14 protein-coding genes are annotated in these 16987 nt (G+C 62.1%); 5 read left to right on the plus strand and 9 right to left on the minus strand.

Features of this window, described 5'->3' with window-relative positions:
• Positions 1–15: 15 nt before the first annotated feature.
• Positions 16–1164 (minus strand): acetylornithine deacetylase, encoded by a 1149-nt coding sequence (argE, locus tag AC3WRD_RS04100; RefSeq protein WP_096817444.1) that lies wholly within the window; start codon positions 1162–1164, stop codon positions 16–18.
• A gap of 156 nt (positions 1165–1320) precedes the next feature.
• On the opposite strand from argE, the gene AC3WRD_RS04105 reads away from it, so the two are divergent.
• On the plus strand, positions 1321–2691 hold the full coding sequence (locus tag AC3WRD_RS04105) for a CYTH domain-containing protein (protein WP_096817442.1): 1371 nt from the start codon (positions 1321–1323) through the stop codon (positions 2689–2691).
• A gap of 39 nt (positions 2692–2730) precedes the next feature.
• Here AC3WRD_RS04105 and AC3WRD_RS04110 read toward each other — a convergent pair whose 3' ends face one another.
• Positions 2731–3201, minus strand: a complete 471-nt coding sequence (locus AC3WRD_RS04110; RefSeq protein WP_007951785.1) for an Lrp/AsnC family transcriptional regulator — start codon at positions 3199–3201, stop codon at positions 2731–2733.
• A gap of 126 nt (positions 3202–3327) precedes the next feature.
• On the opposite strand from AC3WRD_RS04110, the gene AC3WRD_RS04115 reads away from it, so the two are divergent.
• Both AC3WRD_RS04115 and tfpB read left to right on the plus strand, forming a co-directional pair.
• On the plus strand, positions 3328–3666 hold the full coding sequence (locus AC3WRD_RS04115; protein WP_102619647.1) for an ACT-like domain-containing protein: 339 nt from the start codon (positions 3328–3330) through the stop codon (positions 3664–3666).
• Positions 3667–3756: 90 nt separating this feature from the next.
• Positions 3757–5541 carry a type IV pilus assembly ATPase TfpB gene (tfpB, locus tag AC3WRD_RS04120; protein ID WP_102619646.1) on the plus strand — a complete coding sequence of 595 codons (1785 nt, stop codon included), beginning with the start codon at positions 3757–3759 and terminating at the stop codon, positions 5539–5541.
• A gap of 5 nt (positions 5542–5546) precedes the next feature.
• Here the strand turns inward: tfpB and AC3WRD_RS04125 are convergent, their stop codons facing one another.
• Positions 5547–6512, minus strand: a complete 966-nt coding sequence (locus tag AC3WRD_RS04125) for a hypothetical protein (protein WP_102619645.1) — start codon at positions 6510–6512, stop codon at positions 5547–5549.
• Positions 6513–6650: 138 nt separating this feature from the next.
• On the opposite strand from AC3WRD_RS04125, the gene AC3WRD_RS04130 reads away from it, so the two are divergent.
• Positions 6651–6971 (plus strand): DUF2388 domain-containing protein, encoded by a 321-nt coding sequence (locus AC3WRD_RS04130; protein ID WP_169843014.1) that lies wholly within the window; start codon positions 6651–6653, stop codon positions 6969–6971.
• 54 nt (positions 6972–7025) lie between these two features.
• On the opposite strand, the gene gcvP is transcribed toward AC3WRD_RS04130, so the two are convergent.
• A complete protein-coding gene (gene gcvP, locus AC3WRD_RS04135; protein ID WP_102619644.1) occupies positions 7026–9899 on the minus strand; it encodes an aminomethyl-transferring glycine dehydrogenase in 2874 nt (957 codons plus the stop codon).
• Positions 9900–10056: 157 nt separating this feature from the next.
• Here gcvP and AC3WRD_RS04140 point away from each other — a divergent pair, with 157 nt between their 5' ends.
• Positions 10057–11199 carry a DegT/DnrJ/EryC1/StrS family aminotransferase gene (locus AC3WRD_RS04140; protein WP_102619643.1) on the plus strand — a complete coding sequence of 381 codons (1143 nt, stop codon included), beginning with the start codon at positions 10057–10059 and terminating at the stop codon, positions 11197–11199.
• Positions 11200–11269: 70 nt separating this feature from the next.
• On the opposite strand, the gene gcvH is transcribed toward AC3WRD_RS04140, so the two are convergent.
• From gcvH to AC3WRD_RS04165, 5 genes are all read right to left on the minus strand, one after another.
• Complete coding sequence (gene gcvH, locus AC3WRD_RS04145) at positions 11270–11653, minus strand: glycine cleavage system protein GcvH (protein ID WP_102619642.1); 384 nt, start codon at positions 11651–11653, stop codon at positions 11270–11272.
• A gap of 48 nt (positions 11654–11701) precedes the next feature.
• Positions 11702–12784, minus strand: a complete 1083-nt coding sequence (gene gcvT, locus AC3WRD_RS04150; protein WP_096817431.1) for a glycine cleavage system aminomethyltransferase GcvT — start codon at positions 12782–12784, stop codon at positions 11702–11704.
• Positions 12785–12940: 156 nt separating this feature from the next.
• Positions 12941–14557, minus strand: coding sequence for an ABC transporter permease (locus AC3WRD_RS04155; RefSeq protein ID WP_102619641.1), 1617 nt, complete (start codon positions 14555–14557; stop codon positions 12941–12943).
• Between the two features lie 95 nt (positions 14558–14652).
• Positions 14653–15657 (minus strand): extracellular solute-binding protein, encoded by a 1005-nt coding sequence (locus tag AC3WRD_RS04160; protein WP_096817428.1) that lies wholly within the window; start codon positions 15655–15657, stop codon positions 14653–14655.
• A gap of 107 nt (positions 15658–15764) precedes the next feature.
• The gene (locus AC3WRD_RS04165; RefSeq protein ID WP_173861304.1) at positions 15765–16982 is read right to left on the minus strand and encodes a 2-octaprenyl-3-methyl-6-methoxy-1,4-benzoquinol hydroxylase; all 1218 of its coding nucleotides are present in this window, start codon (positions 16980–16982) and stop codon (positions 15765–15767) included.
• Positions 16983–16987: the final 5 nt, after the last annotated feature.

A 16987-nucleotide genomic window follows, 5' to 3' on the forward strand; every position in this document is an offset into this window, starting at 1 on the left:
TGGCCGGACGGCAATTTATACAGCTTTGAGACAGTAATGTTCGATCAACTGCCGCAATAGATGCACGGTAGGCTGCAAACGTGACATTTCAAGGTACTCGTCCGGCTGGTGGGCGCAGGCGATGTCGCCGGGGCCGAGCACGATGGTTTCGCAGCCAAGGCGCTGAAGATAAGGCGCTTCGGTGCCGAACGCTACCGCTTCGGCCGTGTGGCCGGTGAGTTTTTCGGCAATTCGCACCAGTTCGGCGTCCTCGGCCTGCTCGAACGGCGGCACTTCGGGGAACAAGGGTGCGTAGTCGATCTTCACCTGATGCCGCTCGGCAACCGGGTTGAGCTTGCGCAGGATCTCGGCCCGCAGGACCTTCGGGTCCATTCCCGGCAACGGCCGCAGATCAAACTCCAGCGAACACTGACCGCAGATACGGTTGGGGTTGTCACCACCATGGATGCAACCGAAGTTCATGGTCGGCTGCGGGACGCTGAACTGCGGGTTGTTGAATTCGCGTTGCCACAGCAGGCGCAGGCCACGCAGTTCGCCGATGGCGTCGTGCATCGCTTCGAGGGCGCTGTGCCCCAGGCGTGGATCCGACGAATGGCCACTCTGCCCGAGGATGTCGATGCGCTCCATCATGATGCCCTTGTGCATGCGGATCGGCTTGAGCCCGGTCGGCTCACCGATCACCGCTGCCCGGCCCAGTGGCCGCCCCGCTTCAGCCAGCGCCCGGGCGCCGGACATCGAGCTTTCTTCATCGCAGGTGGCGAGGATCAGCAGCGGTTGCCTGAACGGCTGGTCGAGCAGCGGTTGCACGGCTTCGATGATCAGGGCGAAGAAGCCCTTCATGTCGCAACTGCCGAGGCCGACCCAGCGGCCGTCGACTTCAGTGAGTTTCAGCGGATCGGTTTTCCACAACGCATCGTCGTAGGGCACCGTGTCGCTGTGCCCGGCCAGCACCAGCCCGCCGGGGCCGCTGCCGAAACTGGCGAGCAGGTTGAATTTGCCGGGGCTGACCTGCTGGATATCGCAGCTGAAGCCCAGATCACCGAGCCAACCCGCGAGCAAGTCAATCACTGCCCGGTTGGACTGATCGAGGCTCGGCTGGGTGCAACTGACCGACGGCACGGCGATCAGTGCAGCGAACTGGTCTTGCATGGACGGCAAAGGCATCGCTGACTCCAACTCCCGGATTGAAGTCCATCATAGAACCATCCGGCGCCGAGAATAAACCGCCGCAAGGCGTAGGAAGTTTGAGTCCTGTACACTGCACGGCCTTGGCAGCCACACATTCCCCCGGCTGCGCTCCCGATCCTGGATTTTCCGGCCATGCAGAAAGAAACCGAAATCAAACTCCGCGTCAGCCGCGAAACTCTCGCCGCCCTGCGCGAGCACCCTCTCCTGAAAAAACGCAACAAAAGTGGCTGGGAACGCCGTGAGTTGATGAATCAGTACTTCGACACGCCCGAGCGTGACCTGGCCCGGGCCAAGGTTGCCCTGCGCCTGCGCAAGGACGGCGAAGAAGTGATTCAGACCCTCAAGACCCGTGGCCAGAGTGTTGCCGGTCTGTCCGAGCGTAACGAGTACGACTGGAACCTGCCCAAAGCCAAGCTCGACGTGAAGAAACTCGACGGCGAATGCTGGCCCGAGTCCCTCGCCGAGCTGGACAAGAAAACCCTGAAACCGATCTTCACCACCGATTTCGTCCGCGAGCGCGCCGAAATCGCCTGGGGCCGTGGCAAGACCAAAGTGGTCATCGAAGCCGCGCTGGACCTGGGCCACGTGGTAGTCGGCAAACAGAAAGAAGAAATCTGCGAGCTGGAACTGGAACTGCGCGAAGGCGAGCCTGCCGCGTTGCTGGAACTGGCCGCCGAACTGGCCGAAACCCTGGCCCTGATGCCGTGCGACATCAGCAAGGCCGAGCGCGGCTATCGTCTGTACGATGCCAACAGCTACTCGCTGAGCCTGCCGGCGCCGGCCATCACCGCTGAAACCCCGCTGGACGATGCCTTCGCTGCCCTGAGCTGGCACTTGCTCGGCAGCAGCCAGCGTCTGGCCGAACAGTATCGCTTCAACGGCCACTGGCGCCTGCTGCAGGACTGGGTCGAGAACCTCGCGGAAATGCGCGCCCTGCTCAGCAGTCTCGGCCAGGCCGCACCGCGTCAGTCGACCCACGACCTGCGCGTTGCACTGGACGCCTTGCTGGAAGACTGGCGTCCACTGGTACAGGTCGGTATTGAAGACGAAGACGTGCGCAAAGCCGCGCCGGAGCAGTTCCTCGAAGAACTGGAAGACCCGCGCTGGGGCCTGTTCTCGCTGAACACGTCGCGCTGGTTGCTGGCCCGCACCTGGGCGGCCGACCGCAACACCCGTGGCAATCGCCAGGGCGCTGCGCAATTGGGCAGCTGGTTGCCGCGTCTGCTGGGCGAAGAAGCCACTTCGCTGCAATTACAGCGTTATCAGCAGCAGCCGGAAGATCTGGCCGAGCAACTGCCGCGCATCGAGCGCATCCAGGTCTGGCTGCACCACGCGCGCAACGTGCTGGAGATCCCGGAAATGGATCGTCTGTACGGCGAGCTGAACAAACTGGCGCAACTGGCCAACGAGCCGACCATCACGGATGAACTGCTCGATGCGCGCAAGCATCAGGCAATTGCGGTTTACCAGAATCGCGCGTGGAAAATGCTGCTGCGCATGTAATCCCCGGATGATGATCGTTCCCACGCGTGGGAACGATCATCAGCGCAGTACCGGCAGGCTCGTCGTCGACTTGATCTCCGACAGCGCCACGATCGAGTTCACTTCCTGAATCCCCGGCACCAGCGACAGCTTCTCGAAGAAGAATCGCTCATACGCCTCAATGTCCGCCGCGACAATCCGCAACAAGAAATCCACCGCCCCCATCAGCACGTAACACTCCAGCACCTCGGGAAAGCCGCGAATCGCCTCGGTGAATTCGGTGAAGTTCGAACGGCCGTGGGCGTTGAGTTTGATTTCGGCGAAGATCTGCGTGTTCAGGCCGATTTTCTTGCGATCGAGCAAGGTCACCTGACCACGAATGATCCCCTCCTCCTTCATCCGCTGAATCCGCCGCCAGCAAGGCGACTGCGACAAGCCCACCTGTTCGGCGATCTGTGCGCTGGACAAGGAAGCGTCCTCTTGCAGCAGGGCGAGAATGCGCCGGTCGTAGCTGTCCAGCTCACTGTGCATAAAAAATCCTCAAAACAAGCCAATGGCGAATTGATCAAACCGATCAATCACGTAATCAGCTCATCTTAGATAAGAAATGCCCGGCATCGAATGTAAAAATTCCCCCACTGATTCCGGAGACCAGCCATGCCACACCTCGAAGCCGTCAACACCCCAGCGCCCCGTGCCGATGTGTGGAACGTCAACAACGCCCATTGCCTTGCGCAGTACCAGATACTGGCCGAGGCCGAGCCGGATTTGCTGGTGCGAGTGCTGAACCTGTTCGCCTTGCAGTTCCTCACCCCGGAGCAGGTCAGCGTCCAGCGTCTGGACGATCTGCTGTCCATCGACATCATCATGGGTGGCCTGAGCTGGCATCGCGCCCAGGTGATCGCGGAAAAACTTCGTAACCTGATCAGCGTCTGCTCGGTGAACCTGCAAAACCCCGAGACGGCGTGGGATGCGCCAGCGCAGGCGGCCGGCTGACAAGAACCGAAACGCCTTTGTCGGGTAGTGGCCCAACGGTCTGTGGGGCCACGACTATCCTTTGCGAACTGTCGTTCAAAAGGAGCCCGCATGTCCGTTCAACTCGCCACTCAGGACCGCTGGCTGGATCTCAATGATGTATTGCGTGAACTGGTCGCCCAGGGCTTCATCAGCCAGGACTCGGCCGAGCATGCGCTGAATGCGCGCCGCCGCCATGCCACCCATGGGCAGGTGCACCCGCTGGAATTCATCGCCGGCCAGCAACTGGACGACCTCAGCCGTCCGGGCAAACACCTGGACCTGGAAAGCCTGACCCTGTGGCTGGCGCAGCAGGCCGGCCAGCCGTACCTGCGGATCGATCCGCTGAAAATCAATGTCGCCGCCATCACCCCGCTGATGTCCTACGCCTTCGCCCAGCGCCACAAGATCCTTGCGGTGTCGGTCGACCGCGATGCAGTGACCGTCGCCAGCGCCCAGCCCTACGTCAATGGCTGGGAAGCCGACCTGACCCACGTGCTGAAACTGCCGATCAAACGGGTCGTCGCCAACCCGGTGGACATCCAGCGCTTCAGTGTCGAGTTCTTTCGACTCGCCAAATCGGTCAGCGGTGCCAGCAACGCCGACCAGCCGGGCAGCAACCTCGGCAACTTCGAACAGTTGCTCAACCTCGGCGCCAGCGATCAGGAGCCGGACGCCAACGACGCGCACATCGTCAACATCGTCGACTGGCTGTTCCAGTACGCCTTCCAGCAACGGGCCAGCGATATCCACATCGAACCACGCCGCGAGCAAGGCACGGTGCGCTTTCGTATCGACGGCGTACTGCACAACGTCTATCAATTTCCGCCGCAGGTGACGATGGCGATTGTCAGTCGCCTGAAAAGCCTTGGCCGAATGAACGTCGCCGAGAAGCGCAAACCCCAGGACGGCCGGGTCAAGACCAAGGCCCCGGACGGCGGCGAGGTCGAGTTGCGCCTGTCGACGCTGCCCACCGCGTTCGGCGAGAAAATGGTGATGCGGATCTTTGACCCGGAGGTGCTGCTCAAGGATTTCGATCAGCTCGGTTTTTCCGCCGACGACCTGCGCCGCTGGCAGGACATGACCCGCCAGCCCAACGGCATCATTCTGGTGACCGGGCCGACCGGTTCGGGCAAGACCACCACGCTCTATACCACCCTGAAAAAACTGGCGACCCCGGAAATCAACCTCTGCACCATCGAAGACCCGATCGAGATGGTCGAGCCGGCCTTCAACCAGATGCAGGTGCAGCACAACATCGACCTGACCTTCGCCGCCGGGGTACGGGCGCTGATGCGGCAGGACCCGGACATCATCATGATCGGCGAGATCCGTGATCTGGAGACCGCTGAAATGGCGATCCAGGCCGCCTTGACCGGGCACCTGGTGCTGTCGACCCTGCACACCAACGATGCACCGAGCGCCATCAGCCGCCTGCTGGAACTCGGCGTGCCGCATTACCTGATCAAGGCCACGGTGCTCGGGGTCATGGCCCAACGGCTGGTGCGTACGCTGTGCCCGCACTGCAAGGTGCCATTGCCCATCGGCGAGGAAGACTGGCAAACCCTGACCCGACCGTGGCAGGCGCCGCTGCCGGGCAATGCACAACGGGCCATCGGTTGCCTCGAGTGCCGCGACACCGGTTATCACGGTCGTGCCGGGGTCTACGAAATCATGCAACTGACCGACAGCCTCAAGGCGTTGATCAGCCCGGATACCGATCTGACGGCGCTCCGGCGCCAGGCTTTCAAGGAAGGCATGCGCAGTCTGCGATTGTCCGGCGCGCAGAAAGTCGCGGCGGGGCTGACGACTATCGAGGAGGTGTTGCGGGTGACGCCGCAGAGTGAGCAGAAATAGCTCGGTTACCGGTTGAACCCCTCAACCTCGGTGCTGGGTTTGATCCATAGCTCGGAGCCGTCCAGCCTATGCTGCTCAATCGATTGGCCGGGACCCAGCTTCTTGCCGGAGTGCAGGTTTCGTCCGGTGTAGTATTCGTCCGCACTGAATATCAATGTGGATGGCGCGTTCTGTTGCACTCTCATTCCTTGAGGGTACGTCCACTCGCCAAGGGTCAGCGGGCTCTTCAGGTTCCCCTCCCAACGCACGAGCGTGCGCTGCGGATCCAGACGGACGCTCACGTTCGCCAGTTCAATGCCGTCGATGAAAACCGCGGACGTCGAACGAAAATGGGTAACAGCGTAGCCGGTGTCCAGCTTGTAGAGCTGGCTGGAGTCCGGCCAGTTCAGCCCGGCGATTTTCGTACCAGCCACCAACTGACAATCGCTGAACTGCCAATGCTCCGGCTGAAACCGGGTATGCTCGCCGAAGCCCAGATGAACCCAACTCCCTCCGCGACAGGGCCAGCCCTCCACCTCTTGATCCCCGACGAGCTTCAAATCTACTGCCAACGGGAGAGTCATCTGCAGGGTAGAAACTCGCATTCCCTTGATGGTATGCGGTACAGCAAACTCGGCACCCCGCAGGTTGGCCAGTCCATAGACCTGAGGCTGGCCGCTCCCGTCCAGCGGTTCGGCTGATCTCAGGTGCAACCGGGTGCCGGCAGGAAAATTCAGACCCTGAACTTGAACCGCATCCTCCAGTTTCGGATTAAGGAGCTTGTTTTCCCGATAACTGACCACCACCTGAAACAAGGTAAAGCCAACCACGCAGACACAGACCAGCATCAGGACAGCAAATTTGCGCGGATGGCGCAGCAGCGCCCTGCGCCATGGCGGAACACAGAGCATGATCAAAAGGCCAGGAAGGCCGATGAACGCGCCCATCAGCACCGTCCACATCACCCCGTAAATCAGCGCGATAACACCCACGATTGCATCCCTGCGAAAAAATCAGGGGGCATGGTCTCAAACAAGTGACCGCGCCTCTAGCGCTACTTGAGCCGCCATGGAACTCGACAGGGTAAATGGCGATCCAAGGTCTCAGTTCAACCCCCTGTGGAGTCACCCATCATGCGTCTCAAACTTGCTGTCGCCACCCTCGCCCTGCTGTCCCTTCCCGTTGGTTCAGCGATGGCCGACAGCTTTTGGCGTAACGTCATTTCGTCCGGCGCAACCACTGGCTCGACGTACCTGACCTTCAAGGATCACAAGCTGATCGTCGCCGCCCAGGATGACGCCGGCAGTTTTGTCGCCAGCGATGGCGGCATCCGTGGCCCGTACCTGGAAGCCGCCATGCAGAAAGTCCGCGCCGACAACCCGGGCCTGCAAGCGACGGACATGGAACTGGCGAACGCGATCCTGGCGAAGAACGCCGTAGCATCGGAATAAACCTTTCGCCCAAAAAAATGCCGCTCACATGAGCGGCATTTTTTTGCCCGCCAATCAGCGGTAATCATCCACCGGCACACACGCGCAGAACAGGTTGCGGTCGCCATAGACGTTGTCCACCCGGTTCACCGCCGGCCAGTATTTGTGCGCCTTGGTATGCGCATCCGGCGTGATGCCCTGCTCAATAGTGTAAGGCCGCTCCCAGACGCCGGTGACATCGGCCAGCGTATGCGGCGCACGCTTGAGCGGATTGTCCTCGGCCGGCCAGTTGCCGTTTTGCACTTCGGTGATTTCCGCGCGGATGCTCAACATGGCGCCGATGAAGCGGTCCAGTTCGGCCTTGGACTCACTCTCGGTCGGCTCGACCATCAAGGTGCCCGGCACCGGGAACGACATGGTCGGCGCATGGAAGCCGTAATCCATCAGGCGTTTGGCGATGTCTTCCTCACTGATGCCGGTCTGCGCTTTAAGCGGCCGCAGATCCAGAATGCATTCATGGGCCACCCGATCATTGCGCCCGGTGTAGAGCACGGGAAAGGCGCCGGACAGATGCTGCGCCAGGTAATTCGCCGCGAGGATCGCCACTTCGCTGGCGTCCGCCAGTTGCGGCCCCATCATGGCGATGTACATCCAGCTGATCGGCAAAATGCTCGCACTGCCCCAGGGTGCTGCGCTCACCGCGCCGTTCTGCGGTTGCGGCCCATCGATCGGCACCACCGGGTGGTTGGCGACGAACGGCGCCAGATGCGCACGAATACCGATCGGCCCCATGCCCGGCCCGCCTCCGCCGTGGGGAATGCAGAAGGTCTTGTGCAGATTCATGTGTGAAACGTCGGCGCCAATGTCCGCCGGCCGCGCCAGCCCGACCTGGGCATTGAGGTTGGCACCGTCCATGTACACCTGACCGCCGTGCTTGTGGATAACTTCGCAGATTTCGCTGATGCCCTCCTCGTACACGCCGTGGGTCGACGGATACGTCGCCATCAGGCACGACAACTTGTCTCCCGCCTCGGATGCCTTGGATTTCAGGTCATCCAGATCAACGTTGCCCGCCTCGTCGCACTCGACGATCACCACGCGCATCCCGGCCATCTGCGCCGAGGCCGGGTTGGTGCCGTGGGCCGAGGACGGAATCAGGCAGATGTCGCGCCCGCCCTGCTGGCGACTTTCGTGGTATTTGCGGATCGCCAGCAACCCGGCGTATTCACCCTGGGCACCGGAGTTGGGCTGCATGCAGATCGCGTCGAACCCGGTGATCGCGCACAACCAGCGCTCCAGCTCTTCGATCATCAGTGTGTAACCGACGGCCTGCTCTCGAGGCACGAACGGGTGAAGGTTGGCGAACTGCGGCCAGGTGATCGGGATCATTTCACTGGTGGCGTTGAGTTTCATGGTGCAGGAGCCGAGCGGAATCATCGACTGGTTGAGCGCCAGATCCTTGTTCTCCAGCTGCTTGAGGTAGCGCAGCATCTCGGTTTCGCTGTGATGGGCGTTGAAAACCGGGTGGCGCAGATAGGGTGAACTGCGCAGCAGATTATCCGGAATCCCGGACACCAGCGTTTCAGCGTCGAGTTCTTCGACGTTCAATCCATGATCGACACCCAACAGCACATCGAACAGTTTGCCGACGGTGCTCTCGTCACAGGTTTCATCGAGGCTCAGGCCCAAATGGCCGCGACCGAGAATCCGCAGGTTGATCTGCGCGGCCTGAGCGCTTTCGATGATCGCGGTCTGCGCGCCGCCGACGTCCAGGGTCAGCGTGTCGAAAAAGTGCTGGTTGATGCGCTTGATGCCATGCCGCTCAAGGCCGGCAGCGAGGATGCAGGTCAGCCGGTGCACGCGCTGGGCGACCCGCTTGAGCCCTTGCGGCCCATGATAGACCGCGTAAAAACTGGCGATGTTGGCCAGCAACACCTGGGCGGTGCAGATGTTCGAATTGGCCTTCTCCCGGCGAATATGCTGCTCCCGAGTTTGCAGGGCCATGCGCAGCGCCACGTTGCCACGAGCGTCCTTCGACACGCCGATGATCCGCCCGGGGATCGCCCGTTTGTACTCCTCGCGACTGGCGAAAAACGCCGCGTGCGGCCCGCCGTAACCCATCGGCACACCGAAGCGCTGTGAAGAGCCGAACACCACATCGGCGCCCAGTTCACCCGGTGGCGTCAGCAACAACAGACTGAGCAAATCGGCCGCCACGCATGCCAGCGCCTGTTGCGCATGCAGGTGATCGATCAACGGGCGCAGGTCGCGGACCTCGCCGTGGGTGTCGGGGTATTGCAGCAGCGCGCCGAACACCTGGTGCTGCTTCAAGTTATCCACCGTGTCGACGATCAGCTCGAAGCCGAAGCCTTCGGCGCGGGTCTGCACCACGGAAATGGTTTGCGGATGACAGTTTTCGTCGACGAAAAACAGATTGCTCTTCGACTTCGCCACGCGTTTGGCCAGCGCCATGGCCTCGGCGGCCGCAGTGGCTTCATCGAGCAACGAGGCGTTGGCCAGCTCCAGGCCAGTCAGGTCGATGGTCAGTTGTTGGAAGTTGAGTAACGCTTCGAGCCGGCCCTGGGCAATCTCCGGTTGATAGGGCGTATAGGCGGTGTACCAGCCGGGATTTTCCAGCACGTTGCGCAGAATGACCGTCGGCGTGAGGGTGCCGTGGTACCCCATGCCGATCAGGCTGGTCCAGACCTGGTTCTGTTCGGCGTACCCGCGCAGTTTCGCCAGGGCTGCTTGCTCGTCCAGCGCGGGCGGCAGGTCCAGTTCGCGGTTGAGGCGGATGGCGGGCGGGACAGTCTGCTCGATCAGTTCGATCCGGCTGCCGAGGCCCAGGCTGTCGAGCATCGCCTGCTGCTCGGCGGCATCGGGGCCGAGGTGACGGCGCAGGAAGGCATGGGGGTCGCGTAACTGGCTCAGGGATGGCAACTGGGACATGACGGGCTCTCTCTTGGCTGGCGGCTCGGCGTCAATGCAACACGGTCAAACCAGCATAGCAGTCGATACCGTCGCGGACGGCTTGGCGGCGGGTGGCCGAACGGGGCATGCTGTGGCACCTGTAACACGCGCCCAACCCTCGGATGATCGAATCCTCATGAGCCAACAGCCGTTTCTGCCGTTTTCCAAACCTGTCATCGATGAAGCCACCATTGCCGCCGTCGGCGATGTCCTGCGTTCCGGCTGGATCACCAGCGGTCCGAAGGTCCAGGCCTTCGAGGCGCAACTGTCGGAATATTTCGGCGGGCGCCCGGTACGCACGTTCAACTCCGGCACCTGCACCATGGAAATCGCCCTGCGCATCGCCGGCATCGGCCCGGGGGACGAAGTGATCACCACGCCGATTTCCTGGGTGGCCACGGCCAACGTGATTCTTGAGGTGGGGGCCACACCGGTGTTCGCCGACATCGACCCGGTCACCCGCAACATCGACCTGGATCGACTGGAAGCGGCCATCACCCCGCGCACCAAGGCGATCATCCCGGTCTATCTCGCCGGGTTGCCGGTGGACATGGAGCGCCTGTACGCCATCGCCAAAAAACACAACCTGCGCATCGTCGAAGACGCCGCGCAGGCACTCGGTTCGAGCTGGAACGGCCAGAGCATCGGTGCCACCGGTGATTTCGTGTCGTTCAGCTTCCAGGCCAACAAGAACGTGACCTGCTCCGAAGGCGGATGCCTGGTGCTGAATACGCCGGAAGAAGTGCGTCTGGCGGAGAAATATCGCCTGCAAGGCGTCACCCGCACCGGGTTCGACGGTCTGGATGTCGATGTGCTGGGTGGCAAGTTCAACATGACCGATGTGGCGGCCGTCATCGGCCTCGGCCAGTTCGCTCACATCGAAGCGCTGACCGCCCATCGTCAGGAACTGGCTCGCCACTACTTCAAATGCTTTGGCGACGACTTCGAAGCCACGTATGGCGCGCAACTGCCACCTGCCGACTTCACCAACAGCAACTGGCACCTGTTCCAGCTGGTGTTGCCGGAGCGCAAGGACGGCTTGCCGGCGCGGGCCACGTTCATGGAGCAGATGCAGGCGCTGGGCGTCGGCATCGGCTATCACTACCCGCCGATCCACCTGCTGAGCCTGTACCGCGAGCGCGGTTTCAAGGAAGGCATGTTGCCGGTGGCCGAGCGCGTCGGGCGGCTGATTGTGTCGTTGCCGATGTTCACCACCATGACCAAGGCAGATGTCGAGCGCTCGGTGGCGGCGGTCAAAGCGGTGTTGGGCAACGCCTGAGCCGCGCGATTGAAAGCTGCGGCCACAAAAAAGCCCCGACGGATCGGGGCTTTGCGGTGTTGCGTGAAGCTTATTCGCCGATGGCAGCCTTGTAGGCGGCAGCGTCGAGCAGCTTTTCCAGGTCCGCAGCGTTATCTGGCTTGAGTTTGAAGATCCACGCGCCGTAAGGGTCGGAGTTCAGCAGTTCCGGCGAGGCGCTCAGTTCTTCGTTGACAGCGATCACTTCACCGGCAATCGGCGAATAAATGTCGGAAGCGGCTTTCACCGACTCCACCACACCGGCCTGATCTTCAGCTGCAAACTTGTTACCCACTTCCGTCAGCTCGACGAACACCACATCACCCAGCGCTTCCTGCGCGTGATCGCTGATGCCCACGGTGACGGTGCCATCGACTTCCAGGCGCGCCCATTCATGACTTTCGGCAAAACGCAGTTCGGCTGGGATGTTGCTCATGCTCGGTGTCCTCAAGAAATTGTCAGCGGTCGTGCCCGCCGGAAAAGGTTAGATCAAGGTTTTGCCGTGACGGACGAAGGTCGGTTTGACCACTCGTACCGGATACCACTTGCCACGGATTTCCACTTCGGCGCGGTCGGCAGTCGCCATCGGTACACGCGCCAGGGCAATCGACTTGCTAAGCGTAGGAGAGAAACTACCACTGGTGATCTCTCCTTCGCCAACATCAGCGATACGAACCACCTGATGCGCACGCAAAACCCCGCGTTCCTCGAGCACCAGACCCACCAGTTTGTGCTGCACGCCGGCGGTTTTTTCCGCTTCCAGCGCATCGCGACCGATGAACCGACGCGTGGCCGGTTCCCAGGCGATGCTCCAGGCCATGTTCGAAGCCAGTGGCGAAACGTCTTGATGGATGTCTTGGCCGTAGAGGTTCATCCCGGCTTCCACCCGCAAGGTGTCGCGGGCACCGAGGCCGATGGGAGAAATGCCGGCGCCCACCAGATCGTTGAAAAATCCGGGGGCCTGATCGGCCGGCAGGGCGATTTCCAGACCGTCCTCACCGGTGTAGCCGGTCCGCGCAATGAACCAGTCGCCGTCGACGTGGCCTTCGAAAGGCTTGAGCATCTGGATCAGATTGGCACGGGACTGGGTCACCAGCTCGGCAATCTTGTGCCGGGCATGGGGGCCTTGAATGGCGAGCATCGCCAGATCCGTACGCTCGTGCAGTTGCACGTCGTAGCCGGTGAGATGAGCCTGCATCCACGCCAGGTCCTGATCGCGGGTCGAGGCGTTGACCACCAGTCGGTAACCGTCCTCGAGACGGTAGACAATCATGTCGTCGACGATACCGCCGCGCTCGTTGAGCATGGTGCTGTACAACGCACGGCCGGGGCTGTGCAGGCGTTCGACGTCATTGGCCAGCAAATGCTGGAGCCAGGCCTTGGCCTGGTGGCCGGCGACATCGATCACGGTCATGTGGGATACATCGAACACCCCGCAATCGCGACGCACCTCGTGGTGCTCCTCGACCTGCGAGCCGTAATGCAGTGGCATGTCCCAACCGCCAAAATCGACCATCTTCGCGCCGAGGGCGAGATGCAGGTCATACAGAGGCGTACGCTGTCCCATGGGTTTCTCCTTCCGGGCGTGGCGAAGGTGCGGAGCGCTGCTGCACGGTTTGAAAGCCCTGTAGAAGAAGGCTTTCAGCCGATTTCAGCGACAGGGTCTGTCAGACGGACCGCACCGAATGCCGCGCATTGTAGCCGCATGATTCAGGACTGACGACTAAGTGTTTCTGTGCGCCGAACGTCGGATCAGGCCGATCACCGGCAACAACCCGACAAGCACCAGCGTCAGCGCCGGCAAAGATGCCCTCGCCCATTCGCCTTCGCTGGTCATTTCGAAGATCCGCACGGCCAGCGTGTCCCAGCCAAACGGGCGCATCAGCAGGGTCGCGGGCATTTCCTTGAGTACATCGACGAACACCAGCAGTGCGGCGCTGAGTGTGCCGGGTAGCAACAGCGGCAGATACACTTTGAAAAACAGTCGCGGCCCACTGACACCCAGGCTACGTGCCGCTTCAGGCAAAGAGGGCCGTATACGCGCCAGACTGCTTTCCAGCGGCCCGTAGGCCACCGCCACGAACCGCACCAGATAAGCCATCAACAACGCCGCCAGACTGCCCAGCAGCAACGGTTTTCCTGCACCGCCGAGCGAGCCGGAGAGTGGAATCACCAGCTCACGATCCAGATAACTGAATGCCAGCATGATCGACACCGCCAGCACCGAGCCCGGCAAGGCGTAGCCGAGATTGGCCAGACTGACGCCGGAACGGATCGCCTGGGTCGGTGCCAGACGTCGGGCGAACGCCAGCAACATCGCCACGCTGACCGTGATCAACGCCGCCATGCCACCCAGATACAGGGTGTGCAGAATCAGCCCGGCGTAACGCTCATCCAGATCGAAACGCCCGCGCTGCCAGAACCACACCAGCAGTTGCAGCACCGGGATGACAAACGCACAGGCGAACACCAGACCGCACCAGCCGGTCGCCGCCCAGGCCTTGGGCCCGCGCAGGTGATATAGCGCTTTGACCCGTGGTCGTTCGTTGCTTGCCCGGTTCGCGCCACGGGCGCGCCGCTCGCCGTACAACACCAGCATCACCACCAGCAACAACAGGCTGGCCAGTTGCGCAGCGCTCGACAGGCTGAAGAAGCCATACCAGGTCTTGTATATCGCGGTGGTGAAGGTGTCGAAGTTGAACACCGAGACCGCGCCGAAATCCGCCAGGGTTTCCATCAGTGCCAGCGCCACGCCAGCGCCGATGGCCGGCCGCGCCATCGGCAACGCTACACGCCAGAATGCTTGCCACGGCGACTGGCCGAGCACTCGCGCGGCTTCCATCAATCCCTTGCCCTGCGCTAGGAACGCGGTGCGCGCCAGCAAGTAAACATAGGGATAGAACACCAGCACCAACACCAGAATCACCCCGCCGGTGGAGCGCACTCTCGGCAGACGCAGGCCGGTTCCGAACCATTCGCGTAACAGGCTTTGCACGGGACCTGCGAAGTCCAGCAGGCCGACGAACACGAACGCCAGCACATAGGCCGGGACCGCAAAGGGCAGCATCAACGCCCAGTCGAGCCAGCGCCGACCGGGGAATTCGCAGAGGCTGGTGAGCCACGCAAGGCTTACGCCCAGCAGGGTCACGCCGATGCCGACACCGAGCACCAGCGTCAGGGTGTTGCCCAGCAGACGCGGCATCTGGGTTTCCCACAGGTGCGACCAGATCTGTTGATCGATGGTTTGCCATGACAGCAGGAGCACGCTGAGGGGGAGCAGCACCAACGCGGCGATGGCGAAGACGATGGGGTACCAGCGACGTTGGGCGGGGTGGGCCAAGGAAAGACTCTCGTTAAATGAATGTGCCCACGCTCTGCGTGGGCACACATCCTGTGACGCTGCGCGTCACGCTTGCGGCGATTCGACTCGCAACGTCAGTTCCAACCCGCCCGATCCATCATCCGGATCGCTTCAGCCTGACGCTTGCCCGCCACCTCAACCGGTAGCGTATCAGCCACGAACTGCCCCCACGCCGCCACTTCTTCCGAAGGCTTCACCGCCGGATTCGCCGGGAACTCCTGGTTCACGTCGGCAAAGATCTTCTGCGCCTCAGGCGTGGTCATCCACTCCACCAGCGCCTTGGCCGCTTCCGGGTGCGGCGCATGCTTGGTCAGACCGATGCCCGACAGGTTGACGTGCACACCGCGATCCGCCTGGTTCGGCCAGAACAGTTTCACCGGCAGATCCGGTTTCTGCTTGTGCAGGCGACCGTAGTAGTAGGTGTTGACGATGCCGACGTCGCACTGGCCGGCGTTGATCGCTTCCAGCACCGCAACGTCGTCGGAGAACACGTCGGTGGACAGGTTGTTGACCCAGCCCTTGAGGATCTTCTCGGTTTTCTCGGCGCCGTGCACCTCGATCATGGTGGCGGTCAGCGACTGGTTGTAGACCTTCTTCGCCGTGCGCAGGCACAGGCGGCCTTCCCAGTTCTTGTCGGCCAGCGCTTCGTAGGTGGTCAGCTCGCCCGGTTTTACCCGTGCGGTGGAATAGGCGATGGTTCGCGCACGCAGGCTCAGACCTGTCCAGGCGTGGGTGGACGAGCGGTATTGCAGGGGAATGTTGGCGTCGATGGTTTTCGAGGTGAACGGCTGGAGAATGCCCATCTGCTCGGCCTGCCAGAGGTTGCCGGCATCGACGGTCAGCAGCAGGTCGGCGGTGGCGTTCTCGCCTTCGGCCTTGATCCGCTGCATCAGCGGCGCTTCCTTGTCGGTGATGAACTTGATCTTCACCCCGGTCTTGGCGGTGTAGGCATCGAACACCGGCTTGATCAGTTCATCGATGCGCGACGAGTAGACCACCACCTCATCGGCGGCCTGGGCGGCGGTGCTGCCAATCAGGGTCAGGGCCAGTGCGGTCAAAAGACGCTGGGGTGCCAACATGGGAGTGATCTCTCGGTCGGGAAAAGTGGCCCAAATGATAAGGACTCACATTTACCAGCTCAATCGATCACTTTCCCAAGGAGTTACCAGATGTTGCACGACATTCGTCAGGCCTTGGCGAGGGCCGGCAAGTCCCCGGTCAGTCCCAACGCTTCACGCACAAACAGTGCTTTGGCCTCGGGCATCTGCTCGACGATTTTCAGCCCGGTGTTGCGCAACCAGCGCAGCGGCAGCGGATCGGACTGGAACAACCGCTCGAAGCCTTCCATCGCGGCCATCAGCGCCAGGTTATGCGGCATGCGCCGGCGCTCGTAGCGGCTCAGCACTTTCACGTCCGCCAGGCGTTCGCCGCGTTCGTTCGCTTGCAGCAGCACTTCGGCCAGCACAGCGGCGTCGAGGAAACCGAGGTTCACGCCCTGCCCCGCCAGTGGGTGGATGGTGTGCGCGGCATCGCCGATCAACGCCAGGCCTTCGGCCACGTAGCGCTTGGCGTGACGCTGGCGCAGCGGCACGCACAGACGCGGATCGGCGCTGATGACGTCGCCGAGGCAACCTTCGAAGGCGCGTTCCAGCTCACGGCAGAAACCTGCTTCATCCAGCGCCATCAACCGTTCGGCTTCGCTCGGCGTGGTCGACCAGACGATCGAGCACCAGTCCTGCTGACCATCACGCTCCAGCGGCAGAAACGCCAACGGACCGTGATCGGTAAAACGCTGCCACGCCGTCATGCGGTGCGGTTTGCTGCTGCGCACGCTGGTGACGATGGCGTGATGCAGATAATCCCACTCGCGGGTGGCGACACCGGTCAGACGGCGCACGGCAGAGTTGGCGCCATCCGCCGCGATCACCAGCGGCGCGCGCAAGGTGCGGCCGTCGGCCAGGGTCAGCAGCCAGTCGTCGCCGGAGCGGCGCATCTGCTCCAGTCGCGCATTGGGCAGCAGCCCCAGATCGCAATCGTGCAAACGGTCGAGCAAGGCATCCTGCACCACGCGGTTTTCGACAATGTGGCCGAGCACATCGGCGTGCACGCTGCTGGCCGAGAAGTGAATCTGCCCGGTTCCGCTGCCATCCCAAACGTGCATGTCGGTGTAGGGACTGCTGCGTCGGTTGACGATGCCGTCCCACACGCCGAGGCGATCGAGGATCCGCTGGCTGGCTGCCGACAACGCACTGACTCGCGGCTCGAACGGCGCATCGCCATTGAAGGGTTTGACGCTCAGCGGGCTGCCGTCAAGCAGCAGGACTTCCAGCCCGCTGTTCTGCAACGCCAGCGCCAGGGCGCTGCCGACCATTCCGGCTCCGACAATCAGCAGATCTGCGCGCATTTCCA

It is taken from the genome of Pseudomonas sp. FW215-R2 (genome assembly GCF_058789255.1).